Raw genomic sequence first — 23883 nt, forward strand, 5'->3', positions numbered from 1 at the left:
AAAAGATTTACGGGTTAAAAGGACAATCGTCTCCCAAAGCTAAGGAGGAGAACAGCGGTTGACAGTCAGACAATAGACTCATATACTATTAACAGCTAAAGTTACTAGAGCGGAGAGAAAAGTAACTTCCCTTGGGGAAGTCTGCTTTTCTCTCTTTTTTTGTGCTATAAAACCAACCTGAGGGGTGTACTGAAAATGGATATCACGGATTTCTCAATGGATTTCTTTTCTTTGAAAGGACAGACCGCTCTTGTTACAGGAGGAAATTCCGGTCTTGGTCGAGCCTTTTCACTCGCCCTGGCAAAAGCCGGGGCCAATATCTTCATCCCTAGTCTTACAGAGGATGATGGTACGACGAAAGATTTAATTGAAAATGAAGGAACACACATGGAATTTATGCAAGTAGACATTACCGAAGATGGAGCAGCCAAACGAGTCATAGAGCGATGCGTAGAAACATTGGGCGCGCCTGACATCGTCGTCAACAGCGCCGGACTGAATACCGTCGCTGCTTTTGAAGATTTTGGCCGTGAAAAATGGGATCCTATGCTGCAAGTCAATTTAACAGCTGCTTTTGAAGTCAGCCACGAAGCTGCAAAAACGATGATCCCAAAACGCCGCGGGAAAATCATTAACATCTGTTCCATGTTTTCCTTTCACGGAGGTCAAGGGTCCCCGGCGTATGCAGCAAGCAAGCACGGCATAGCAGGGCTCACAAAGGCGTATTGTGATGAACTTGCCCAATATAACATTCAAATTAACGGGATTGCTCCTGGCTATTATGCGACAGAGCTGACCACTGAAACAAGAAATAATCCAGAGGCGAATAATAAAGTGCTTGCTCATACTCCTGCTAACCGCTGGGGAGAACCGATGGATTTAATGGGTGCTGCCATCTTCCTTTCCAGTCGTGCTTCTGACTATGTGAACGGCCATATTTTAGCTGTTGATGGGGGCTACCTCGTCCGCTAGCTTCGCATATCTCACCGGAAAGGAGTGATAAACCAATGAAAAAACGTTACATTATCGGGATTGACGGAGGTTCCCAAAGTACAAAAGTAGTAATCTTCGACACACACGGAAAGGTAGTAAGCGAAGGTACACAGCCCCTTAAGCCCATGAACCTGCCTCAACCGGGAATTGTTGAACACCCGGATGACGATTTATGGGAATCACTTTGTGAAGCAAGTAAACAGGCAATGGAGAGCTTCCCTGGCAGGAAAGAGGATATTATCGGAGTTGGATTGTGTACGATTCGATTCGTCCGCTGTCTTCTAAAAAAGGATGGCACGCTCGCCTCCCCTGCTATGAGCTGGATGGATGGACGCGTGTCAAAACCCTACGAACATTTGGATGAACAAGTCTCATATGTGACTACTTCATCCGGCTATATCACCCACCGTCTGACCGGGCAGCTTCATGATTCTGCTGGGAATTACCAGGGGATGTGGCCCATTGACACAGATACTTGGGACTGGAGTGAAGATGAAGCAGTCTTCCGCACTTACCAAATCCCCCGTGAGATGCTGTTTGATTTAAAACTTCCCGGAAATGTCTTAGGTCAGATTACAAAGGAAGCAGCAAGAGAGACCGGGATGCCTGAACAGCTTCCAGTGATTGCAACGGCAAATGACAAAGCTGTAGAAGCCTTAGGGGCAGGAGTGTTATCTGAAAGCACCGCTTTAATTTCTTTAGGCACATATATTGCTGGAATGATTACCGGCCATGAGAACCCTAAAGAGACGAATCATTTTTGGACGAACTTTGCCGCCATCCCTAATGAATATCTTTATGAAAGTGAAGGGATTAGACGCGGCATGTGGACGGTCAGCTGGTTTAAAGAACTTCTCGGAGACGAATTATCCAAAAAAGCAGCAAGTCTTCACTTAAGCCCGGAGGAATTTTTAAACAATGAAGCAGTTGAAAAAGTCCCTGCTGGAAGTGATGGGCTGATGACCGTTCTGGACTGGCTTTCCCCTGCAGATGAACCGTATAAAAAAGGAATGATGCTCGGCTTTGACGGCCGTCATACGCGAGCACATATCTACCACTCTATTTTAGAAGGCATTGCGCTGACGATGAAGACGAATGTCGACAACATGATACAAGAACTAGATACAGAGCTTGATCAGATCGTTGTTTCCGGCGGTGGAGCCAAAGGGGATCTCATGATGCAGTTGTTTGCTGATGTGTTTGGACTCCCGGCTATGAGAAACAAGGTCAAAGGCTCTGCCAGCTTAGGAGCTGCGATCAACACAGCTGTCGCCCTGGAGATCTATCCTAGCTATCATGAAGCGATAGAAGAGATGGTGGACGTAGATGATACATTTTCCCCACATCCGGAAAATCACGAGTTCTATACAAAGATGAATGAGGAAGTGTACCAGCAAATCTCGAACCACACCGATGGAATCTTAAAAAAAGCGCATTCCTTTTTTAACGGATAACGATTTTCATACCCATTCTAAATGTAAAGGAGTTTTATGTATGCCATTAACAAAAGAGCAAATCGTGAAAGACGTAAAAGCGATCATACCGGAGGAACAAGTCATTACAGACGAGGCTGTGCTCAAAGATAACAGCGTCGACCGTTTCCGAAAATATGAAACCATTCACGGTATTTATACCCAGCCGCTCCCTGCAGCTGTCGTAAAGGTCAAAACCGCTGGAGAAGTTTCCCAGCTTTTAAGCTACATGAATGAAAACAACATTAACGCTGTGCCAAAGACAGGGGGATCTGCTACAGAAGGCGGCCTTGAAACGGCGGTAGAAAACTCCTTAGTCATTGACGGCTCAAGCATGAACAACATCGTTGATATCGATCCGTACGACATGCTTGCCACCGTGAAATGCGGAGTACCACTGGAAGTACTTGAAGACCAATTGCGTGAACAAGGCTTAACGACCGGTCATTCTCCACAGTCTAAACCGCTTGCCCAAATGGGCGGCTTAGTAGCCACTCGAAGCATCGGCCAGCTTTCTACACTGTACGGCGGTATTGAAGATATGGTCGTAGGTGTAGAAGCGGTATTCCCAAATGGAGAAATTACAAAAATTAAAAATATCCCGCGCCGGGCTGCTGGTCCTGATATCCGCCATGTGATCATCGGAAACGAAGGAGCCCTCTGCTACATCACTGAAGTCACTGTTAAGATTTTCAAATATAAACCAGAGAACAACCAGTACTATGGGTATCTGCTCGATGATATGAAAACGGGGTTTGAGATTTTACGCGAAGTGATGGTGGAAGGCTATCGTCCGTCAGTTGCCCGCCTGTATGATCCGGAAGACGGAGCGGATCACTTTGATTTTTCTAAGGGCAAATGCGTGCTGATCTTCATGGCAGAAGGTCCAAAGCCTATTGCTGAAGCTACCGGACAAGCGATTGAGGACATCGTTAGTAAATACGGAGAGAGTGAACGTGTGGACAGCAGTCTCATCCAAAATTGGTTTGAAAACTTAAACTGGGATCCGGCGAAAGTCGTTGAAGAACGAAAAGAAATTAAGGAAACCAACAACATCGGTTTTACAACAGAAGTTTCTGGATCCTGGGGTGTCATTCACGACATCTATGACCGCTGCATTAAGAGAGTCCGCGAAGAAATTCCGAATATTACGATGCTCGGCGGCCACTCCTCCCACAGCTATATGAATGGCACAAATATGTACTTCGTTTATTATTATGACCTGGTTGATATCAAGCCTGAAGAAGAAATCACGAAGTACCATTACCCGATTAACAAAATCATTGTAGAAGAGACCATTAATGCCGGCGGGTCGATGGTCCACCACCATGGTGTCGGCAAACACCGGACACCATGGATTAAGGAGGAATACGGTTCTTCCTATTACATCCTGGAAACGTTGAAAAAAGCCTTTGATCCGAATGGCATTATGAACAAAGGCACGATCTTTCCACTGGAAGATTAATTGTTTCCCTATTAGAAGGCTGTCAAGCGTAGAAGGTTCCTTCCCCGCTTGATAGCAGCCTTCTTTATTTACTTACTTCTAGGAGAAGGCACGTCCTTTGCCCTTCTGCTAGTCCAGATTCATGAAAACGCTAACAATACGAACCGGGCTTATCCTTAGTTTATGAAGCCCAATTGTTTCAAAATCAAGGAGGAAAAATATGAATAAGCTAAAAAGTCATATGATACGTCCAACGGTATTTTTACCAGCTTTCATCTTGTTATTGATTACGATTGTGTTAAACTTTGTCAGTTATGACTGGTTTTTAAAAGTTACGACGGCAGCTCAAAACTTTATGACCCACGAAATCGGCTGGGTATTCAGCCTTGCCGGGGTTACTTGTGTGATTCTAGTTATTCTTGCTTATTTCTCACCGCTCGGAAACATCAAAATCGGAGGAGAGGAAGCAAAACCATTATTGAAGCGGAAAACATGGTTTGCTATCACTTTAACGACAACGATCGCTGCTGGCATCTTATTTTGGGGAACAGCCGAGCCGATTTCTCACTTAACCTCCCCTCCAAAATCGCTCGGGATTGAGCCGATGTCCACAGAAGCGGCAAAATTTGCGATGGAAACACTCTATCTTCACTGGACATTTATCCCTTACGCCTTCTACTCACTCCCTACGATTGTATTTGCATTCGCATACTATAATATGAAACGTTCCTTTAGTGTAGGTTCGCAAATATCACCGGCACTAAGAAAATACAACCAGGACAAAATCAATGTAGTCGTCGATGCGGTGATTTTATTTGCCGTTGCTGCTGCGATTTCCTCTTCCTTTGGGACATCTGTTATGAATATGGGAGGCGGCATTCATTCACTCTTTGGCATCGATAACGACAAAACCTTATGGATCATCATTACGATCATCGGTACCATTGCTTTTATTATCTCTTCCAGTACAGGTCTGTTAAAAGGGATCCGAATTCTCGCGGATTTTAATATCTATCTGTATTACATCATTATCGCAGCCTTGATTATCCTCGGACCGACCGTGTATATGTTCAGTGCTGGAACTGAAACCTTCGGGGGCTTTCTCACCCACTTCTTTGAAAAAGCCTTATTTACCGGTGAAATCGCAAGCGACGACTGGGCGAGCGGTTGGACGACATTTTACTGGTCAAACTGGATGGCCTGGGCTCCAGTGACAGCTGTATTCCTTGCACGAATTGCCTACGGATACCGCGTCAAAGAAGTCATCATGATGAACTTTGTCATCCCCGGTTTCTTCAGCGTTATCTGGATGACAGTCCTAGGTGGCACAGCCATCAATTTCCAAATGACCGGGAAGGTAGATATAGCTGCTGTCATTGCCGATCAAGGATCAGGAGCAGCGGCTTATGCCATGCTTGATCAGCTGCCATTCTCAGGGATAATCATCCTGCTTTATCTTGTCGCGGTTATGATTTCTTTTGTCACGGCAACGGACTCGACGACCAACGCGATGGCAAGTATCAGCTCAACAGGAATAACGGAAGGCTCTCAGGAAGCACCGGTGTTTATCAAAATTACTTGGGGGGTTATCGTCGGTGCCGTAGCGCTTATCTTCATCTCGACGCTCGGTTTAGGCGGAATTCGGACCCTTTCCTACCTTGGCGGATTTCCTGCCTTATTCCTGGGCATCTTAAGTATCTTTTCCCTCATTGTCATTATGAGGAATCCTAACAAGTATGATCGTCACTCCAAAAAGAAAAATGCAGCATAAAAAAAGGTTGTTGAGCCTGGCTCAACAACCTTTTTCTACATTAAAATGTATGGGCTAAATCTTTGGCACGTGCTATACCATCCTGCTTAATAGCTTCGGCTTTATCCGGCATTGCCGCATGCCCTTCAACAAATAATCCTTCAAATGAAGGCACTCCAAAGAAATTCATGACCGTCTGTAAATAACGGTGGCCCATTTCAAGTCCAGCAGCCGGACCTTCTGAGTAAATGCCGCCGCGCGCTTGAATGTGGAGCGCCTTTTTATCTGTAAGAAGTCCAATTGGTCCTTCTTCTGTATATTTAAACGCTTTTCCTGCGACAGCAACAGCGTCAATATAGGCTTTCATTACCGGTGGGAATGAAAAGTTCCATAAAGGTGTAACAAAAACATACTTATCGGCATCGATAAACTGCTCACTTAACTCAGCTAAACGACTGACCTTTTCTTTTTCTTCAAGGCTTAGTTCTTCAAAGCCTTTCCCGGATTGCAACTTGCCCCAGCCCTGAAAAACGTCCGCATCAATATGAGGAATGCTCTCTTTATAAAGATCAATAGGAACAACCTCGTCTTCTTTGTTTACATTCTTATACGTATCTATAAAGGATGTCGCAGCCGCCATACTAAAAGAAGCTGTTTCGTCATGTGGATGAGCTGTGATATATAATACTTTTGCCATAATTATTTCCCCTTCCCTGGTCCATCTTGTATTGGTCTGGCTATATATTTTGAATTGAAGATATCAAAACACGTTTACTATCATAAAAGATCGAATGCTCCCGGTCAATTTATTTGTTCGCAAAAAAATGGACTTGCCATTTCTGACAAATCCAGCTGCATCTATTTTAATTCAAATGGGTTTCCGCTTATATTTTTTCTCATTTCATCAGTGATTTCAAGAACTTCTTTCTCCTTTGGAATTACCTTCTCATCTAAATTTCCACGCCCATCATAATGAACTGGGTTTTGCTCCATTTTTGTTCACCCCTCCTTTTCATATATCATAACTGAAAGCGCATACATTTTCTTGAATTTTAGTATGAAAATTTTAAAAAAAGACTGGTTAAGCCACGTTCACGCGACTTAACCAGTCTTTTTTATATTTACCTATGAAGCCTAATCTACCATTAAAATGAAGGATATGTTAGAAAATCAAATCTAAGCAAAGTTAAGGACAATATCGCTGGTGCTCTTCCTATTTCTTTATCAGCCTGCCTCTGCAAAATATACCAAATTCTTTATGTAGTTGCAGGTATGTTATAGTTATTATAAGGAGGTGAAAGAATTGGCTTTAGATGTTTTATGTGAAGTGAAGAATTGCGTCCATAATGAAGATGGAGAAAAATGTGGGGCAACGTCCATTTCTATTATTAGTGAGTCCGGCAAAACAGCTTCTTCCCAACAAGAAACTGATTGCAAGACTTTTGAACCCAAAGAAGCATAGTTGGTTCCTACATTCGACTTTTTCATTGTAGCCTGCTATTTGGCTACTCTTTTTTTCTCTAACACTGATAAAGATTATCATTATCGATATTTATTGTCAAGATCATTGAATCTAGTACGGACACATTCCCCAGTAAAGCCAATTCTATACCCCATCTACACTTCTTAACCCTCATACGACAAACCCGTTTACAGAGTTTTTACTCATTTCTGTCTTTTCTTGTTTTATAGATTAGCGATGCGCTGCTTTTTCAGCCTCTTATTGTGATCATCTAACCGTTCATTATGGGAGGAAACCATGGCACGGGCATTTGCGTCTGGATCAATGAACTGTTTGGCAAGATTGACAGCATTAGCAGCATCTTGGAACGCCCCGGCAATTAAATGAAGCTTTCCTTCATGATGAAGAATATCGCCTGCTGCATATAGTCCCGGCACAGAGGATGCACTTAGAGGAGTTCCTTTAATAAAGAAATCATCTACGCGATCTAAGTCAATAGGGCTTTCATTTAATAGAGAAGCATCCCGGTTAAAACCATGACTGATGATTACTTCATCGACCTTCACCTGTTTAATACCGTCGTACGGATGTTCAAGAACTACTTGCTCAATCCTGTCCCCACTAGGAGCTGCAGTTAAGGCTTGAATCGAAGACTGCTCATGCAAGTGTACACCTTGCTCAATCAACAACTCAATACTCGCTTCATGCCCTTTTAACTCTTCTTTTCGATAAACTAACTCGACTCTCTCGGCAAGAGGTGCCAGTTCATTCGCCCAGTCAATTGCCGAATGGCTGCCTCCAGAAATTAAAACGCGTTTCCCAACAAATCGTTGAAACGAAGGCACTGTGTAATGCAGGTTACTGACCTCGAATTTCTCAGCACCATGGATTTGAAGCTTTTTCGGTTCAATAATCCCTCCACCAACTGCAACAATCACCGTCTTTGAATAATGCTCTTGATTAGAATCCGTACACACTTTGAACACTCCATCCTCTTTCTCAATGGAATTCACTTTCTCACCTAGAGCAAGATCCGGCTCGAACGTCATTCCTTGTTCAATGAGTTGATCAATGAGCTGCTGACCTGAAAGCGGCGGAACACCACCGACATCCCACACCATTTTTTCAGGATATACGTGTACTTTGCCACCAAGAAAAGGATGGCTCTCGATGATTTTTGTTTTCATTTTTCGTAATCCGCTGTAAAACGCAGAGAACAGCCCAGCTGGTCCTCCACCAATAATGATCACATCATGCATATTGCTCTCGCTCCCCTTTTATGTAATTACCTTTATCATAATGATATTGAGAATCATTTTCAAGTAAGGGGGTGGATTTCTCATGTAAGCATCAGCTTCAACTTTCCAGTTAATCATGATCACTATTTCACAAAATGATTCAACACGGAGGGGAAGCCGAGAGTTAAGGTTGCATGTTCCTGCAAAACTAGATGTGCCACAAGCGTAAGTGAAATTTCTATGGAAGCTTTTAACGCCTGCTATCTAAAGAACCATACGACTAACTTCCTTTTTATAAAATGACTCTCCACTTTCTATTGGACTTTTGTTAAATCATTGATGATTTTATCCATCTCTTTATTGCTCGTTCCCTTATATTTTTTTATGACTTTCCCTTCTGGATTGATTAAAAAGAAACTCGTTCCATGCATGACTTGATCTGAACCTGAAATGTGATCCACTAAATTCCGAAATGATTTGATTGAGAATTTTTTAATCGTTTTAAAATCGTATCCCGTTAAAAACGTCCAATTGCTATAATCAGCACCAAACTTATCCCCAAACTTTTTCAATTGTTTCGGAGTGTCATGTGAAGGATCAACACTGAACGACACAAATTGGACATCCAAGTCTTTCTTTTTGGCTTTCTTTTGCAGAGCAGCCATATTTCTTGTCATCGGGGGACATACCGTTTTACAGCTTGTAAAAATAGTATCGGCAACCCACCACTGGCCTTCTAAATCTTTATTACTTAGTTGTTTCTGTTCTTCAGTCGTAAACCTAAAGGGCTGGACCTTTTCTGACATATTAGTCTCTATTTTCCCTCCACACGCACTCAAGATAAATAATACGGCAAGAAGTGCAAAAACAATGCCTCTCATTTTAAAAAACCCTTTCCTATTAGAATTTATCCAGATCAAGCGGACCAAATGTTAAAACAATGACCGTTCCTTCCCCAGGCGTTGAATGAATCCTAATGTCCCCTTCGTGTTTCAAAATTATCTGCTTAACGATGGCAAGACCGAGGCCGACCCCACCTTCAATTCTTGTTCGAGATTTATTCACTCGATAAAAACGATCCATAATATTTTCTAAATCCTTTTGTGGAATGCCTTTCCCAGTATCTTGAAGGCTCAGGGTCACCTCATCCCCGGAAAGGTCCACTGAAATATTAATTTTTGCATTTTCTTCTGAGTACCGGATCGCATTATCCAACAGATTACTGACAACTTGTTCTAATCGATCTGAATCGCCTTCTATAATGGCCTCCTCATTAAGGTGTAAGTTTAGATCTATATTTTTTTCTTCTATTCTAAGTTTGAACCGCTCCACTACATCAGCTACTAATTGAGCAAAGGCAATAGGTTCTTTCTTCATCGGGTAGGAATCGCCTTCCAATTGGGCAAGATCAAGCAAATCATGGACAAGCCTTGATAAACGTGCAGTTTCTTGATGGATAATTTGAAGATACCTTTGTCGTTCCTCTTCGGAGTCCACCACTCCCTCTAAAATGGCCTCTGTATAGCCCCGCATATAACTTAACGGTGTTCGAAGTTCGTGGGAAACATTTTGAAGAAATTCTTTCCGCTGGTTTTCAACATCTTCTAGAGAACCAGCTAAACGGTTAAAGGATTTAGCTAATGCCCCTACTTCATCTGAAGAAGTAGTGTCGATCCGCTTAGAAAAATCCCCATTCGCCATTCGTTCCGAAATCGTTTCCATTTTTTTAATCGGCTGAATGATTTGACTTGCGATCTTCCTCCCTGCCCAAACTACAACGAATAAAATAATTAAAAGAGCAGCTGTTAAAATTAACCGAATTGATTTAAACGGTCCATACACATCCTCGAGAGGCATGTACAAAAAAAGCGCACCTGAAAGTTCATCCTGATCCTTAAGCGGAATGGCCACAGCTAAAATGTCTTTCTCAAACATTGGATGTTTTCGAACCATCGTAACGGTTTGTCCGTTCAATAATTGCTGTCTCTCTTTAAAAGTGATAAGAGTTTCCGTCAGTTTTTTTTCATAAGGAAGAGCTGCACTTAATTTCATAGGATCCTTCGTATAAATCGTATGGGCTTTAGAATTATTGTTGATCCAATTCAGTCGTTGCTGAAAGCCTTCTCCTTCTCCTTCACTTATGTAGATCTTTTCAAGGTTTCTTCCTTGCAGAAAAAGCAGTTCTTTTTGTTCATCCACATAAAATTTTTGATATAAAAAATAAGTCAACCCAAGACTAATAACAACGGTAATGAGCGACACAGCCGCGATAGTCAGCCAAATCTTTTGTTTCAATCCTATATCATTCATGAACTGTCTAAGTGAATTTATACCCAACCCCCCAAACCGTTTGAATGTAGTCACCAGCAGTCTTTAATTTCAGCCTGAGTGTCTTAATATGGGTATCCACCGTTCTGGTAGTGCCTAGACTTTCTAACCCCCATATGTGATCTAATATCTGCTCTCTAGTGAAAACCTGGCCCCGGTGCTGCACCAGGAAGGAGAGGAGGAGAAATTCCTTCCTTGTCAGATTGATCGTTGAACCATTTACTTGAACGACATGACCATTCAAATCAACAGTTAACCCATCACGCTGAAATACTCCTTCACTGCCTTTATTATAGCCTTGCGTCCTTCTAAGAGCTGCTTCTACTCTGGCCATTAACTCTCTTGGACTAAACGGCTTTATAATGTAATCATCCGCTCCCATTTTCAGACCTGTCACACGGTCATCTTCGTTGCTCTTTGCAGTGAGCATAATAATGGGAATGTTAGAAAAATCGCGTATTTGCCGGCAGGCAGTTAGGCCATCCATGTTCGGCATCATTATGTCAAGAAGAATTAAATCAATCGCTCTCTCCCTCAGTAAATCAATTGCTTCAATGCCATCACCTGCTGAATACACATGATAATGATGTGCTTTTAAATAAGAACTGATGAGCTGCACCATATTTTCTTCATCATCAACGACCAGAATGTTCATCAGCAATTCCCCCTTCAATAATTGAGAATGGTCCCCCGCTGATATTAATTTTCGATGTTATTTGAAAGGAATCTTTATTAATAATAGACAAGGAGTTACTGTCCATACTGGAGACGTAAATCCGCTTATCGCTGCCCGTCACTTCAAAAGGATTCGTCCCAACTTTTAATTTATGGGTTTCTGAAGGGTCAGCCACCGAAAATTTGTAAAGTTCACTGGACCCGTGACAAACAACATAGACCTCAGAGCTGTCGGAAGGACTGTAAAAACTTACGGGCATTAAACCAACCTTTACTTCCCCAACTTCTTCTCCTGTAGATGGATCAAATATATATACGTACTTGTTTAATTTTCCGTGAACAGGACCATGGCCACCTACGAATAGTTTAGACCCTTTTAATAGAAGCCCCTCAGGAAGATGAGGAGTGGGAAACTCATCGATCACTTTATATGTATTCAAATTAATAACGTGAATCGAAGAGCTCTGCTGGTTGAGTACATAGAGAAGGTTTTTCTTATGATCGATCGTCATGGATAAAGGAAACTTTCCTACTGGGATCTTTACGGTTACTTTTTCTCTCTCTGTATCAAAAACCTGAATTTGATTATTATCGCTATCGGCCAGATACACTTGGTGGTTCTCTGGGCTATATATGAGTTCATTGACTCCCGAACCTACATCTCCCCATTTTTTTAACTTTCCACTTTTAGTATTTAATAAGTATAGGACATGTTCATTTTTACTTGTAAATGCAATTTCAGACTTGTGAATCCTCACCATAGCAGCAATGGCGGAATCCAACTTCACAGAGCCCAGCACTCTTTCGGTATCTTTATTTATGAATGAAAGCCCGCTGTCTTTTAGATGAGAGACTAGTACGGCGTCTTCTGCTTGTTCAGGGAGATTTAATGTTTCATTTTTACAGCCTGAAAGCAGAAACAAAAGGCATACGAAGCTTAATAAAGAGATTCTCGTCATATAAGTTTTCTTGTCCTTCCTTCATTCAACTTTGCCCAACGACATTAGTATATATGAAAAATTTGAAATCTTTGCGAAGTATTCACAAGAAATTTTCCACTTTTATAGGTCCTAGGATCTAAAGGCACATGTGCAATGACAATATTTTTAAAACTTCATCCAAACTTCACAAACAATCTATAAAATAAACGCGTTACAATCAATCAATAATGGAGGGGAAAGAGTGAATACTGGTACTTACAATCGTTTCTGGCGCTGGCACTTTTATGCTGCGCTTTTTATAACACCTCTGCTCATTACTTTGACGCTTAGCGGAATCGGTTACTTGTTTTATACCAATGTTGAAAATGCTGTCTATGACCATTACTTTTTTGACAATAGTACAAAGGAAGAGCAGCTAACTATTGATGAAGGAATTTCATCAGCGGAAGACCGTTTTCCAAATTATTCATTATCGAAAGTCATCGTCTTGGAGGATCCCTATAACCTGCGTTTGACGTTGACCAATAATCAAGGAGAACAAAAGTATGTATTTCTCGATGATCACTATCAAATGGTCGGCAGCCAGAATGCAAAATATACGTTCTCCAATTTTATGCGAAATTTCCATAGTTCTCTATTCGTAGGGGGCACATTCGTTAACTACTTAGTGGAATTAGCCGCATGCTGGGCCGTTTTCTTATTATTATCAGGGATCTACATGACTATTAAAGGAAAAGTATTTAAGCGAAAAGAGCGAATGAACAAACGGCAAAAGTTCAAAAAATGGCATGCCCTTATAGGAACGATCATTACAATTCCAATGTTAATTATTATTTTCACCGGGCTTCCGTGGTCTGCAGTTATGGGAAACAAGATCTACACTGCAGCACATAATTACCCGGCAATAGGAATTCCAGAATTGAAGCAGAACCCACCAACCTCTGAAGTAAACGAAATTCCTTGGGCAACCAGAAAAGACGAGAAGCCTAGTTCTGCCACAAAGAAGGAAACGGAAGCTTCAGGCACTACTGCACCGCAAAGAATAAATATCGAGACATTGATGGCAAAGGCAGACAAAGAAGGGATAATAAAACCATATTCTATCGTATATCCCCAAGATGAAAAAGGTGTGTTTACCATTGCTAAAGGAAGCAATAGTGGAGTAACAGGCCTCGATGTGAGCCCATATCAAGAAGTAACCACCTATTTTGACCAATACAGCGGCAAGATGATTTCTACAGTGGGTTATGAAGACTACGGGATCTTACAAAAATGGTTTACATGGGGGATTCCTCTTCACGAAGGGCATCTATTTGGCTGGTTGAATAAAGTCCTTAATCTCTTAGTGTGCCTTAGTTTTCTTACCGTCATTTTCATGGGAGTGAAAACCTGGCTGGCTCGAAAAAAGAAAGGAAAACTATCCTCTCCGCCGCAAATTTCAAAGCGAGTTTCTATAGGATTTATTGCTATGATGGCCTTTTTAGGATTAATCATGCCTTTGTTTGGTCTATCGCTCATTCTAATTGTGTTGACCGAAATTATCCTCTGGTTTTACAACAGAAACAAAACAGATCAAATGGAAAGCCATTCAGAGGTGCGAAAAAATTCGATAAAGTGATTAAATTAACAAACACCTCCAGAGTCGTATCAACGACTTTGAGAGGTGTTTTTCATACAGACGTTCATTCATTCTCTTTACTGCTTTCTAATATCGTCACCTGTCGATTTCCGCTGATTAAGCTTCGAAGCCGCGGATCCTCTTTCCTTGCCCGCCAAACCAGATGGGAAAAGTTTTCCGGTGTAAAATGATAGTGATCCTTCAAGTACTGCTTGAACTTTTCATGGTCGACCTGATTATGGTGTTTCTTTGCATACGCCACTAGTATTTGCGTTAATTCTTTGTAGCTCATGCTTTTTGCGCCATCTTTTGAGTAGGACGCAGGGTCTGTAGGCAGGACATATTCAGGGCTCAAGGATTTCCTATTTTCCTTCATGGACCCTGTTCGCTTTTCTGATAGCACGTCCGATCCACGATCAGAGCTCACCTTTGTTTCATCCTCTTCCGATGTTCCTTTGATTTCACCTTTTTGCTCAAAGCGTTCAAGACGTGTGATGAGCTCCTGCTGTTCATTAGTGAGCTGATCAATCATTTCCCACAGGTGCTTTTTCTCTTCCTGGATTTCCTCTAACCGCATACGTATCGCATTTCTTAAAGTAAACATCGCTGCGGTCCTCCTTTGTTCGTTTCAATTAATGAATATCATAGCATACGAACGAAAGGCGTATTAAAAGTTATATGAAAATGAGAAATAAGTTCTGACTGCCACGCAGCCTTTAGTTTAATGGTACAAGAATACCCATCGTTACTTAGGATCAGACGATTGATCGCTTTCTTCAGGCAGCTTCTTATTGGCGTCCGGCACACTTTGAGGATCATAATTAATCACTTCAGAAGAGTAGATCGTAATACTCATTTGACCGCCATATACCTTTGATCGAATCAGCAATGGCTGGTTGTACTGATTCTTAAAGGTAAAGTCAGGACCATACCAGCTCACTGTAGCATCGCGGCCAGGCGGGACGTAAGGAACTTGTTTGCTGTGGGAATAACGCTCCATCACTTTGACCCCTGCTTTGTCTACTGAATTAAACAGGGTTGAAGAAACCTGGCAGATGCCTCCACCAATTCCTTCCGTTACTTCCCCTTTCACAATGACCGGGGCATTTCTGTAGCCCTTTTCCTTCGTCCTTTTTCCAACTACTTTATTAAAAGAAAAGACCTCTCCTGGAAATACAACATGGCTGTCAAGCGCTTCAGAGGCAAGCCGGATATTATGAGAGCGTTCTTCATTGTTGGAATTAAAATAAGTGACATAATGCCCGATCTGCTTCGTACGGATCTCAGCAAGCAGTTCACTATCTACTTTCGGATGAACAGCAAGTTTCGGTATTCTGATCTCCGCCTGCTTTCCACTATACAGAAATGCGTATAGCTGTTCTGTTAACTCCTTCTGGTGGATTTTATAGCCGTTTACCCCTGAAATAATTTCTCCTGACTCGCCTATCTTGGCATTAACAGGATCCTCACTAATTCGTTTGTCCAATTTTTCAACAAACTTCTGAGTTTTTTCCTGATCAATGAACGGTTCTAATTTTAACAAGAAATCTTGTCGATCAACTTGTATAATTTCTTGTCCATTATCAGTTATAGATAGGGCACTGACATGCATAAAGGGTTGGAACAATAGAAAACCTAAAGTTAGGATAGCAATTTTCATATGAGACTCCTCCTACGTTTAGTATGGGTAGAAGGGGCACTTATCATGTGAAGATCTTTTAACTTTACGTACAAAAAAAGATGGCCGCTGCTTACAAGCAGAAGCCATCTGACACGAGCTTTATTGTCTTAATTAAACAGCGCACTTACTGAAACCTCATGCTGCACCCTTAATAACGCATCCGCTAACAACGGCCCGACAGATAGAGTTTTCATTTTGTCGATCTTCTTCTCCTCTGGTAAGTAAACTGAGTTAGTAAACACAAGTTCTTTTACAGGTGAATTCTCGATTTTAGTGACAGCAGGGTCTGATAATACCGCATGAGTACCGCAGGCGTAAATATTCTTTACCCCGCTTTCTGTAAGAGCTGAGGCCGCTTGAATAATGGTTTCCGCCGTATCAATCATATCATCGACAATAATGACATTCCTGCCTTCGATAGAACCAACTACATTCATGACCTCAGCTGCATGGGGCTCAGGTCGTCGTTTGTCTATGAAAGCAATTGGAGCATCTAATATATTGGCCATTCTCCTTGCCCGGCTCAAACCGCTCGTGTCCGGGGCAACGACCACGACGTCTTCGATTCCTTGTTCTTTGTAGTATTCTGCAAGGATTGGAACACCGAGCAGCTGGTCAACAGGGATATCAAAGAAACCTTGGATTTGCGGAGCGTGGAGATCCAAAGTAACGACACGGGAGACCCCTGCGTCTTCGAGTAAGTTCGCAATCAATTTTGCTGTGATCGGTTCACGAGGACGGGCTTTTCTGTCCTGTCTGGCGTATCCATAATAAGGGATTACAACATTAATGGTTCTTGCTGACGCGCGTTTCATAGCATCGATCATAATCAGCAGTTCCATTAGGTGCTCGTTCACAGGCTGAGAGGTAGATTGAATTAAGTAAATATCCGCTCCTCTCACACTTTCTTCAATATTGATTTGAATCTCGCCGTCGCTAAAACGGACGACCGAGCTTTTTCCTAATGGCACCTCGAGAATTTCAGAAATTTCACGTGCTAAAGGTGCGTTGGAATTTAGAGTGAACAATTTCATATCCGATTTCGAGCTCATTTTGACCTCTCCCGTACAAAAAATTTCAATAAGTTTAAGCGCCTTGCTTAAACTAAAACCTTTTCATCCATAACTCTTTTCTCTCGTAAGTTGAAGCTTTTCTCAGTATTTTTTATGAAGCATTTGAGTGATATTATATCACAATGAAGGATAATCCCTCATCTGTGAAACCTATGACTGGAGATCAATATGATATAAAAAAGACAACCTGCCACGATGGCAGATTGCCTTTTTGATGCTTTATGCAGCTATTAAATAGAGGCGACCGCTTCCTCAATCTTCGTGTTTCCAGTCACGACTTGAAATTCCTTGCCTATGGAAGCTTCATTCTCTAGTGAAGCTACGATGACAGCAGCCACATCTTCCCTTGGAATTTCATTTCTCTCTACTTCTACCGCTGCATGAACCTGACCTTTTCCTTTGTCATTAGTAAGTCTGCCGGGATGGATTATCGTATAATCCAAGTCCGCTCTCTTCAACCATTCATCCGCATAATGCTTGGCAGCCACATATGGAGCAAAGGATTCGGAAGCAGCCTGGATGGCTTCCCGTCTCGTATCAAATGAACTGATCAGGACAAACCGTTTCACACCTGCTGCTTTTGCCGCTTCCATTGTCTTCACAGCTCCGTCTAAATCAATAAGAATCGTTTTGTCTTTCCCTGTATTTGGACCAGAACCTGCCGTGAAAACAACCGCATCTACACCTTCTGCTGCTTTTGAAATCGTTTTGATGTCATCTTCCAGATCGACCACTGCTGTTTCCGCCCCTAGATTTTCAAAAGAAGCGGCCTGCTCTTCTTTGCGGATCATCGCTCTCGCTTCCAAACCTTCACTGTCTTGAATTAAAGAAACCACGTGTTTACCTATTTGACCATTTGCCCCTACGACAAGTACTTTCATGATATCCACCCTTTCTAAAAAGAATGATTTTCTACTGTAACTGTAACACTGCCATGACTGCTTGCAAGCTTCACGCATCACGATCCGCTTACTCTCTGTTATAAAGATAACCTTCTAGATAGATGATACATACTTTCCTCAATGCGTGGCTTTTGTGTAAAAACCTCCGCTAAGTTATAGTTCACTAGTTGATTATTATGAAATCCAGCCAATTTTCCCGATTCGTTGTTTAACAATAAATCGATTGCGTAAGCCCCTAGACGACTGGCTAACGCCCGGTCTCTAGCCGTAGGAGCCCCGCCGCGCTGGGTATGGCCTAATACAATGACTCGGGAATCAATACCCGCTTCTTCTTTCAGTTTGGTGCTGAAATCGGTTCCCCTGCCAATGCCTTCTGCTACTACAATGATGCTGTACCTTTTCGTTCGTCCGCCTCCGCTTTTCACGTGTTCCACAATATCCTCTGCGTCTTCTTTCTTTTCAGGAATCAAAATATTCTCAGCTCCCCCAGCTAAGCCCGACCATAATGCTAAGGCACCGGTATCCTTTCCCATCACTTCTATGATCGATGTTTTCTCGTGGGAAGAAGCCGTATCACGGATACGGTCAATGTAATCAATGACCGTATTTAAGGCTGTATCAAAGCCTATGGAATCATCGATACAAGGAATATCATTATCAATAGTAGCTGGAATCCCTATACACGGAAAATCCTTATTCGCTAATTCTCTTGCCGTTTGTAATGCCTCTCTGCCACCAATAATTACAAGGGCATCAATGCCTGACTTTTTTAATGTTTCAATTGCTTTTCGCTGTCCATCATCAGTTGAGATCTCTTCACACAATCTCGATTGCAGGATGGTACCTCCTCTTTGAAGGATAGAACCTACAGTGCCTGCATCCATTTCCTGTATGTTACCATTGATGGCTCCCTCAAAACCGTATTTTATCCCAACCATTTCTTTCCCATAATATAAGCCGGATCGTACGACTGCACGAATCGCGGCATTCATCCCTGGAGCGTCTTCTCCGCTTGTTAATACACCAATCTTATTCATGATTTTCACTCTCTTTTCTTCTTAGTTCACGTCTAGCATGTCACTTCACCTATTGCTGCAGTAAAGAGAACTCACCCTTTTAACTGGATGATAAATTGAACTTTATTCATGGAGTTCTTTTTCTACAAAATAGGCGACCTTCTAAGTTCAGAAACATTGGATATTTTACCATAGAATCATCATATTACCTTAAAGTCAAACGCCTTGACTAATATTTGTCGGAGGCACGAAAAGCTTTCTATGCTATTGAACTTGCAGAGAACCTCCCTCTTCGAGAAAGAATAAAAAAAGAGGAACTAATTTACTAGTTCCTCCATCTAGAAAAAATCTATTATTCTTTTAGGGCCGGATTTACTCCACTCCTACAGCATCATAGGCTTTTACTACAGCAGTGACTTCCTCTGAATTTTCTCCATACAAATCTCCTGCTGCCTGGATGGCTGCTTGACGCATCATACTAAAATCCGAGGTTGCCGTTAAATAATCTGTAAGCGCCTTGTAATATATTTGTTCGGTTGCTTTTCTTCCCACTCCTTTTACTTTCACACCGTAGTGGGTACCGCCCTCGGATACAAGATAGGCTGCCTTGTTATTAATACTAGAGTTAACATGCACACCACCATTATCTAAGTCCCCTGTATAGAGTTCACTATAATGATCGGGATATCCTTTCTCTGGATCAAGCGGATTTGGTACAGAAGAAGGATCTTTCAACGAACGGAGTCCGTCTCCTTCCACTCCAGGAGTGTAAATGTCTTCTCCCATTAACCAATCATCACGGTCCACCATTGAACCTATGATATCGGACAAGGATTCATTGAGCGCACCAGGTTCATTTTCATATACGAGGTCAGCTGTTCGATCCGTTACAGCGTGAGTCAATTCATGACCGATGACATCCAATCCTCCCGATAATGGAAGGAAGGTGATTCCATCTCCATCCCCGTACATCATCTGTACACCGTTCCAAGCTGCATTGTTCCAAGACTCACCAACATGAACCGATGAGATAAGTCTTGCGCCCTCATCATCAAAAGAGTCTCTGCCGAAAGTAGACTGATAGTAATCATATACTTTAGCAGCATTCACATGAGCATCTACAGAAGCAGGGTCTGAGAAAAACTTATGATCGCTGGTTACCTCTTCACCGTGATATCCTAAAAGCTGAGAAAAAAGGTTAAACCAGTCGGGCGAAAGGTGTAGTGCGTCAAAAGTATCTATCCCTTCTCCTCGCGTTGAATCATATAAATGATAGGCTCCATCAGCATACGTAGCTTCGAACATTTTCTTATCTCCAAGAACACCTTCACCAAATGCCTTCACGTGATCAATGGCATTATAGCTGTTTAAGATCTTTCCAGTCATCGCGTCGATAAAATAGTGCCAATAACCGGGTTCAGGAGTAGAAGTTGAAGCCTTGACGACATAGGTTAAATGGAATTCACCATCATGTTCATAAAAGTAGAGTCCCCCTGATGGTTCAGCATCATAAGCCTCCACTTCTCCTATTTTTTCTTGAATCGAAGCGTTGGCAATTTCTTCTGCTTCATCAGCAGCAAGTACAGGGGTCGCGTTAAGGTCTTTTTCATCCAAATTTGGTACTACCTGGCCAAAGAACGCTTTGACTTGCTTATCCTCGTTTAAAGAGACCGTTTGGGAAGATCCATAAATCGGTACACCTTCGTGCTCTTCAACTAGACGAACATGGGTCGTTTCTTCTATCTTATCTTTCTTCGTTTCCACGACTTTAAATTTATTCTGCATGTTTCCTTTAAGTTTAAACTGATCTTTGTGAGCGTTAAGAAATGCAAATGTAATGTCTTCTGGAGAATGAGTTACCTTCTTTATTGATGGAACCTTTGGCATTTCCCATTTCTCAATAATGTAGGAAGGGGTTTGATATTGCTTATTTATTTTTACTTTGCTTTGTTCTGCATGTACGGTGCCTGCTCCAGCCCCGAGCCCCGTCAGAGCAAGTGTGAGTGCTAACGTCGATGAAACTATTTTCTTCTTCAAGATAATCACCCTCTTTTTAGATTTTCAATGATCCATTATTCGTAGTCCTTGCCTTCAGTTTGTGTTGCTTTAAACTTCCATTCCAGATTCAAATCGTCCCCTTGAAAGACGTTCTGTTCTTCGCCATTATCAACGAATTCGAATTGCACCCATAGCGTATCTTCATCTCCAACATCTAAACCTCCATGCTTTTCCCATAAAGGATCAAAAACATCTTTTGCCACGACATCAGGATCCATCGACTGCAATTCGCTTAACGTCGTTTCAAAAACAGGCTCGCTTTCTTTGTCCCAATTCCATAGAAAATTAACACGGATATGTTTCCCAAGATCTTGTCCAGCATTATCTCCCTTACTATCTGATACGTTATATTTCGTTAATAGACTAATAGACTTTATATCCAATGTTCCTTCGTTTCCCAGCTTAAATTCACGAAGCACACGATCACCCGGCTTGAGATTATCAATATCAACAATCACCTGCGGATCTACAGAAACATCTAAAGTACCTAGGCCGAATGTGTTATTGGTGGTCTCCGTATCACTAAAATAAGCATAAGTCCCTCCTCCCATTAAAGATAAGCCTAGTGAAGCCGTTACCATTCCCATGCTGACTTTCTTGAAAAAACTCATATAAACTCCTCCTTTTATCTTTTCACTCCTATGTAATAGAACATAAGAGGTAATCCCGCTTATTGGTTCGGTGGGGCGGTTTCCTGTTCGTTCTTAAATTCAATAATAGAATGTCTTATAGAAATCACTGCATATAAAAACACCAGCATACCCGGGACAAACATTAACAAAGCGGAACCTGTCTTGGAGCTGGCATAATTCAATACATATCCCGCATAAGGAATCGTAAAGCCTGTGTATTCTCCTACTACATTTTTTGAGAGAACAGGATCTAAATCTGGTCCGTCGTTATTATCCCCTTTTGTTTTGTACACCGCTTCTTGTTTAACCCGCTTCGCTTCCACGACACGGTGGGTCACCAGGTTTTTATTCTTGTCTTTAAACGTAATCACATCGCCTTTTGAATACTCGCGGGCATCTTTTGTTAACTCTATCGCAATAATTGAACCTGTTTGAAAAGCTGGCTCCATAGAACCCGATAATACCGTCTTTATTTGATGGTTAAACACTGTTGGCTCCCCGCCGCTCGCTTTTACCGCAATGACAAAAACTGCAAGTATAACAATTAACAAAACACTAAGGAAAGAGAGGGTTTTTTTCATCCATCTCCACATGATTTTCATTTGAATTCTCCTTTGTTTTTTCGTCTTGAATTTCTTTCTTTTTCTGATCATTAGCGTTTTGAGTCGTATCTTCTTTCTCAGCTCCAACCTCAGTCCGCTTATCCGCAGTTTTTGTCTTCTTCTCTTCTTTCAATTCTTGACCTCTTGATTTTAAATTCTTCTTATCTGATGGTTTTTGATGGGCATCCACTGTTTTTGTCTTTTCCTCTGGTTTATCTAATGGTTCTTTTTCTCTTTTCTGATCTTTCTTATGTTGTAGCTTCTCTTCTTTTTCACCCTTAACTCTCTTTGTTTCTTCTTCTATTTCTTTCAAAATCTTGTTTTTCTTTTCTTCCCATCTAACTCTTTTGTCCTCCAGGATTTGAATATCCATCTTCTCGTATTTTTTGTATAGAATGTTCATTTTCTGCCTTCCTTTAGTTAAAAAAGGAGCTTGAACATTTTCATATTCACTAAAAAAATGAAGGAGTTCATTGTATTGTTTTTCTAAATTCTTACATTTAGCTACAAAAGTTTCAGATCCAGTCTGCAGCTGGTTAAAAGATTGGGATATTTCAATCAAGGAATCTCCCGTTTTTTTATGTAATAACTGCTCGTATATACGAGCAGCTTCATCAATGGTTTGCTTGAAATGTACAATTTTATTTTCCACTGTATCTGGAAAAACAGGGGCAGCAGCTATGGACATCGTCCTATTTTCTCCAGCTGTAAAAGCTGCCTGTGTGCTCATTACATAGGGAGAAACGATTACTAAGCTGAGACAGACGACAATAGTAATAAGCATCATTCGATCTAATACTTTCCAACGTGCCATATGAATCTCCTCCGTCCTGACTGACTGCTTCGTTCCTTATTCTCATTATTAATCATTCTGAAAATTCTACCTATTATCCGTTCGGAATATTTTACTAACTAAAAAGACGTATACCCACCCGTATTCCGTTGGTACTAGATGAACTAGTACTTTATTCAACATTAAAAAAAGCCCTCAAAAGAGGGCTTTCTTACAAAAACAATTCTCTCAGGCATTCATTGGAGGGATGAGCTTTTTCTGAATAGCATACAGCATGACCTGGGAGCGGCTTTTTACTTCTAATTTTTTATAAATATTTCGAATGTGTATTTTTACCGTTTTATCACTTATAAAAAGAGTACGAGCAATTTCTTTATTGCTTAATCCTTTGGTTAATTCCATTAACACTTCTTTCTCACGATGAGTAAGCGGATGATCGCCTGTGTATGAATCCCTTCTATTTTTGTAATTCTTAAGCAGATTCTTCGTCATAGAGGGTGGAATCACACAATGGCCTTTCCAAACATTTACGATTCCATAAACTAATTCTTTACTGGTCATTTCCTTTAGTAAGTAGCCTGCTGCTCCAGCATCCAGGGAACGCTGGAGATAATGATCTTCATCTGCCACCGTCAGCATAAGTACTTTAATCTCAGGATGATGGGCTTGTAAATAAGCTGTAATATCTACACCACATTCTTCTTGAAGATGAATGTCCATTACAATGACATCTGGTTTTGCATGGGCAGCTTTCGCTTTTACTTCCTCGCCGCCAGAAGCTTCCCCCACTACCTTCATATTTTCTTCTAAATTGATAACATGAACAATTCCATCTCTCAATACAGCGTGATCATCGACAACCATTACTCGAATCATTAAACCCTTAACCTCCTGTATTCGACATGAGAATAAACTCAAAGCTTCATCATTCGACATTAAGAACAAATGAACTCTTTGGATGTAGGATAGTCTCAAGTAGATCAAAGAGAATTTAATCCCTTCATAACAAGTGTTTATTCACATGAGTGACAAAAGCACAACCCCATCTCTCTATTTATGTTACATATTTTACCATTGTTTTGTTTGTTTTTCTACTTCTTCTGACTTTTTTGTTCTTAATAAAGTATACAAAAGAGCCTTGTTAACATTTGTTAGCAAGGCTCTTCCCGTCTTTATCTTTTGCCTGGTATTGTATTCTCAAAGTT

The 23883-nt window shown here is 41.4% G+C and carries 23 protein-coding genes; 6 read left to right on the plus strand and 17 right to left on the minus strand.

Going from position 1 to position 23883, the window contains the following annotated elements:
* Window positions 1-195: 195 nt before the first annotated feature.
* The 4 genes from MUN89_RS20680 to MUN89_RS20695 all read left to right on the plus strand — a co-directional run bounded on the left by MUN89_RS20680 (window position 196) and on the right by MUN89_RS20695 (window position 5680).
* Window positions 196-972 carry an SDR family NAD(P)-dependent oxidoreductase gene (locus MUN89_RS20680; protein ID WP_244710035.1) on the plus strand — a complete coding sequence of 259 codons (777 nt, stop codon included), beginning with the start codon at window positions 196-198 and terminating at the stop codon, window positions 970-972.
* Between the two features lie 35 nt (window positions 973-1007).
* Window positions 1008-2447, plus strand: a complete 1440-nt coding sequence (locus MUN89_RS20685) for an FGGY-family carbohydrate kinase (RefSeq protein WP_244710037.1) — start codon at window positions 1008-1010, stop codon at window positions 2445-2447.
* Window positions 2448-2487: 40 nt separating this feature from the next.
* Window positions 2488-3930 carry an FAD-binding oxidoreductase gene (locus MUN89_RS20690; RefSeq protein WP_244710039.1) on the plus strand — a complete coding sequence of 481 codons (1443 nt, stop codon included), beginning with the start codon at window positions 2488-2490 and terminating at the stop codon, window positions 3928-3930.
* Window positions 3931-4129: 199 nt separating this feature from the next.
* Entirely contained in the window at window positions 4130-5680 is a 1551-nt protein-coding gene (locus MUN89_RS20695; RefSeq protein ID WP_244710040.1) for a BCCT family transporter, read from the plus strand.
* A gap of 40 nt (window positions 5681-5720) precedes the next feature.
* Here MUN89_RS20695 and MUN89_RS20700 read toward each other — a convergent pair whose 3' ends face one another.
* Both MUN89_RS20700 and MUN89_RS21895 read right to left on the minus strand, forming a co-directional pair.
* Window positions 5721-6356, minus strand: coding sequence for an FMN-dependent NADH-azoreductase (locus MUN89_RS20700; RefSeq protein ID WP_244710042.1), 636 nt, complete (start codon window positions 6354-6356; stop codon window positions 5721-5723).
* Between the two features lie 161 nt (window positions 6357-6517).
* On the minus strand, window positions 6518-6652 hold the full coding sequence (locus MUN89_RS21895) for a hypothetical protein (protein WP_256464008.1): 135 nt from the start codon (window positions 6650-6652) through the stop codon (window positions 6518-6520).
* Window positions 6653-6962: 310 nt separating this feature from the next.
* Between MUN89_RS21895 and MUN89_RS20705 the strand changes: the two genes are divergently transcribed.
* On the plus strand, window positions 6963-7121 hold the full coding sequence (locus MUN89_RS20705; protein WP_244710044.1) for a DUF1540 domain-containing protein: 159 nt from the start codon (window positions 6963-6965) through the stop codon (window positions 7119-7121).
* Between the two features lie 224 nt (window positions 7122-7345).
* Here the strand turns inward: MUN89_RS20705 and MUN89_RS20710 are convergent, their stop codons facing one another.
* The 5 genes from MUN89_RS20710 to MUN89_RS20730 form a co-directional block, all read right to left on the minus strand.
* A complete protein-coding gene (locus MUN89_RS20710) occupies window positions 7346-8380 on the minus strand; it encodes an NAD(P)/FAD-dependent oxidoreductase (RefSeq protein WP_244710046.1) in 1035 nt (344 codons plus the stop codon).
* A gap of 293 nt (window positions 8381-8673) precedes the next feature.
* Window positions 8674-9240: an SCO family protein gene (locus MUN89_RS20715; RefSeq protein WP_244710047.1), complete on the minus strand. Its 567-nt coding sequence runs from the start codon at window positions 9238-9240 to the stop codon at window positions 8674-8676.
* Window positions 9241-9259: 19 nt separating this feature from the next.
* A complete protein-coding gene (locus tag MUN89_RS20720; RefSeq protein WP_244710049.1) occupies window positions 9260-10696 on the minus strand; it encodes a sensor histidine kinase in 1437 nt (478 codons plus the stop codon).
* On the minus strand, window positions 10677-11342 hold the full coding sequence (locus MUN89_RS20725) for a response regulator transcription factor (RefSeq protein ID WP_244710051.1): 666 nt from the start codon (window positions 11340-11342) through the stop codon (window positions 10677-10679). Before MUN89_RS20725 ends, MUN89_RS20720 begins: the two co-directional genes overlap by 20 nt.
* On the minus strand, window positions 11323-12321 hold the full coding sequence (locus MUN89_RS20730) for a YncE family protein (protein WP_244710053.1): 999 nt from the start codon (window positions 12319-12321) through the stop codon (window positions 11323-11325). Before MUN89_RS20730 ends, MUN89_RS20725 begins: the two co-directional genes overlap by 20 nt.
* A gap of 223 nt (window positions 12322-12544) precedes the next feature.
* Between MUN89_RS20730 and MUN89_RS20735 the strand changes: the two genes are divergently transcribed.
* Complete coding sequence (locus MUN89_RS20735) at window positions 12545-13921, plus strand: PepSY-associated TM helix domain-containing protein (RefSeq protein WP_244710054.1); 1377 nt, start codon at window positions 12545-12547, stop codon at window positions 13919-13921.
* Between the two features lie 64 nt (window positions 13922-13985).
* On the opposite strand, the gene MUN89_RS20740 is transcribed toward MUN89_RS20735, so the two are convergent.
* The 10 genes from MUN89_RS20740 to MUN89_RS20785 all read right to left on the minus strand — a co-directional run bounded on the left by MUN89_RS20740 (window position 13986) and on the right by MUN89_RS20785 (window position 23554).
* Window positions 13986-14525, minus strand: a complete 540-nt coding sequence (locus tag MUN89_RS20740; protein ID WP_244710056.1) for a hypothetical protein — start codon at window positions 14523-14525, stop codon at window positions 13986-13988.
* A 141-nt stretch (window positions 14526-14666) separates the two neighbouring features.
* The gene (locus MUN89_RS20745; protein WP_244710058.1) at window positions 14667-15581 is read right to left on the minus strand and encodes a VanW family protein; all 915 of its coding nucleotides are present in this window, start codon (window positions 15579-15581) and stop codon (window positions 14667-14669) included.
* Window positions 15582-15709: 128 nt separating this feature from the next.
* Window positions 15710-16654, minus strand: coding sequence for a ribose-phosphate diphosphokinase (locus MUN89_RS20750; protein WP_244710060.1), 945 nt, complete (start codon window positions 16652-16654; stop codon window positions 15710-15712).
* A gap of 251 nt (window positions 16655-16905) precedes the next feature.
* The gene (locus MUN89_RS20755; protein ID WP_244710062.1) at window positions 16906-17556 is read right to left on the minus strand and encodes an SDR family oxidoreductase; all 651 of its coding nucleotides are present in this window, start codon (window positions 17554-17556) and stop codon (window positions 16906-16908) included.
* A gap of 98 nt (window positions 17557-17654) precedes the next feature.
* Complete coding sequence (locus MUN89_RS20760; protein WP_244710064.1) at window positions 17655-18614, minus strand: ATP-dependent 6-phosphofructokinase; 960 nt, start codon at window positions 18612-18614, stop codon at window positions 17655-17657.
* A 351-nt stretch (window positions 18615-18965) separates the two neighbouring features.
* Window positions 18966-20630 carry a M4 family metallopeptidase gene (locus tag MUN89_RS20765; RefSeq protein ID WP_244710066.1) on the minus strand — a complete coding sequence of 555 codons (1665 nt, stop codon included), beginning with the start codon at window positions 20628-20630 and terminating at the stop codon, window positions 18966-18968.
* Window positions 20631-20665: 35 nt separating this feature from the next.
* Complete coding sequence (locus tag MUN89_RS20770) at window positions 20666-21262, minus strand: CalY family protein (protein WP_244710068.1); 597 nt, start codon at window positions 21260-21262, stop codon at window positions 20666-20668.
* 59 nt (window positions 21263-21321) lie between these two features.
* Window positions 21322-21885 (minus strand): signal peptidase I SipW, encoded by a 564-nt coding sequence (gene sipW / locus MUN89_RS20775; RefSeq protein WP_244710070.1) that lies wholly within the window; start codon window positions 21883-21885, stop codon window positions 21322-21324.
* The gene (locus MUN89_RS20780) at window positions 21839-22699 is read right to left on the minus strand and encodes a DUF4047 domain-containing protein (protein ID WP_318036103.1); all 861 of its coding nucleotides are present in this window, start codon (window positions 22697-22699) and stop codon (window positions 21839-21841) included. Before MUN89_RS20780 ends, sipW begins: the two co-directional genes overlap by 47 nt.
* 207 nt (window positions 22700-22906) lie before the next feature.
* Window positions 22907-23554 carry a response regulator gene (locus MUN89_RS20785; protein ID WP_244710072.1) on the minus strand — a complete coding sequence of 216 codons (648 nt, stop codon included), beginning with the start codon at window positions 23552-23554 and terminating at the stop codon, window positions 22907-22909.
* Window positions 23555-23883: the final 329 nt, after the last annotated feature.

The sequence above is a fragment of the Halobacillus salinarum genome, from assembly GCF_022919095.1.
GTDB classification, from domain to species: domain Bacteria; phylum Bacillota; class Bacilli; order Bacillales; family Halobacillaceae; genus Halobacillus_B; species Halobacillus_B salinarum.

What these genes read in the sequence shown, in the direction of transcription:
- MUN89_RS20680 (WP_244710035.1), top strand. Translation starts at nt 196, where the DNA reads ATGGATATCACGGATTTCTCAATGGATTTCTTTTCTTTGAAAGGACAG.
- MUN89_RS20685 (WP_244710037.1), top strand. Translation starts at nt 1,008, where the DNA reads ATGAAAAAACGTTACATTATCGGGATTGACGGAGGTTCCCAAAGTACA.
- MUN89_RS20690 (WP_244710039.1), top strand. Translation starts at nt 2,488, where the DNA reads ATGCCATTAACAAAAGAGCAAATCGTGAAAGACGTAAAAGCGATCATA.
- MUN89_RS20695 (WP_244710040.1), top strand. Translation starts at nt 4,130, where the DNA reads ATGAATAAGCTAAAAAGTCATATGATACGTCCAACGGTATTTTTACCA.
- MUN89_RS20700 (WP_244710042.1), bottom strand. Translation starts at nt 6,356, where the DNA reads ATGGCAAAAGTATTATATATCACAGCTCATCCACATGACGAAACAGCT.
- MUN89_RS21895 (WP_256464008.1), bottom strand. Translation starts at nt 6,652, where the DNA reads ATGGAGCAAAACCCAGTTCATTATGATGGGCGTGGAAATTTAGATGAG.
- MUN89_RS20710 (WP_244710046.1), bottom strand. Translation starts at nt 8,380, where the DNA reads ATGCATGATGTGATCATTATTGGTGGAGGACCAGCTGGGCTGTTCTCT.
- MUN89_RS20715 (WP_244710047.1), bottom strand. Translation starts at nt 9,240, where the DNA reads ATGAGAGGCATTGTTTTTGCACTTCTTGCCGTATTATTTATCTTGAGT.
- MUN89_RS20725 (WP_244710051.1), bottom strand. Translation starts at nt 11,342, where the DNA reads ATGAACATTCTGGTCGTTGATGATGAAGAAAATATGGTGCAGCTCATC.
- MUN89_RS20730 (WP_244710053.1), bottom strand. Translation starts at nt 12,321, where the DNA reads ATGACGAGAATCTCTTTATTAAGCTTCGTATGCCTTTTGTTTCTGCTT.
- MUN89_RS20740 (WP_244710056.1), bottom strand. Translation starts at nt 14,525, where the DNA reads ATGTTTACTTTAAGAAATGCGATACGTATGCGGTTAGAGGAAATCCAG.
- MUN89_RS20745 (WP_244710058.1), bottom strand. Translation starts at nt 15,581, where the DNA reads ATGAAAATTGCTATCCTAACTTTAGGTTTTCTATTGTTCCAACCCTTT.
- MUN89_RS20750 (WP_244710060.1), bottom strand. Translation starts at nt 16,654, where the DNA reads ATGAGCTCGAAATCGGATATGAAATTGTTCACTCTAAATTCCAACGCA.
- MUN89_RS20755 (WP_244710062.1), bottom strand. Translation starts at nt 17,556, where the DNA reads ATGAAAGTACTTGTCGTAGGGGCAAATGGTCAAATAGGTAAACACGTG.
- MUN89_RS20760 (WP_244710064.1), bottom strand. Translation starts at nt 18,614, where the DNA reads ATGAATAAGATTGGTGTATTAACAAGCGGAGAAGACGCTCCAGGGATG.
- MUN89_RS20770 (WP_244710068.1), bottom strand. Translation starts at nt 21,262, where the DNA reads ATGAGTTTTTTCAAGAAAGTCAGCATGGGAATGGTAACGGCTTCACTA.
- sipW (WP_244710070.1), bottom strand. Translation starts at nt 21,885, where the DNA reads ATGAAAATCATGTGGAGATGGATGAAAAAAACCCTCTCTTTCCTTAGT.
- MUN89_RS20780 (WP_318036103.1), bottom strand. Translation starts at nt 22,699, where the DNA reads ATGGCACGTTGGAAAGTATTAGATCGAATGATGCTTATTACTATTGTC.
- MUN89_RS20785 (WP_244710072.1), bottom strand. Translation starts at nt 23,554, where the DNA reads ATGATTCGAGTAATGGTTGTCGATGATCACGCTGTATTGAGAGATGGA.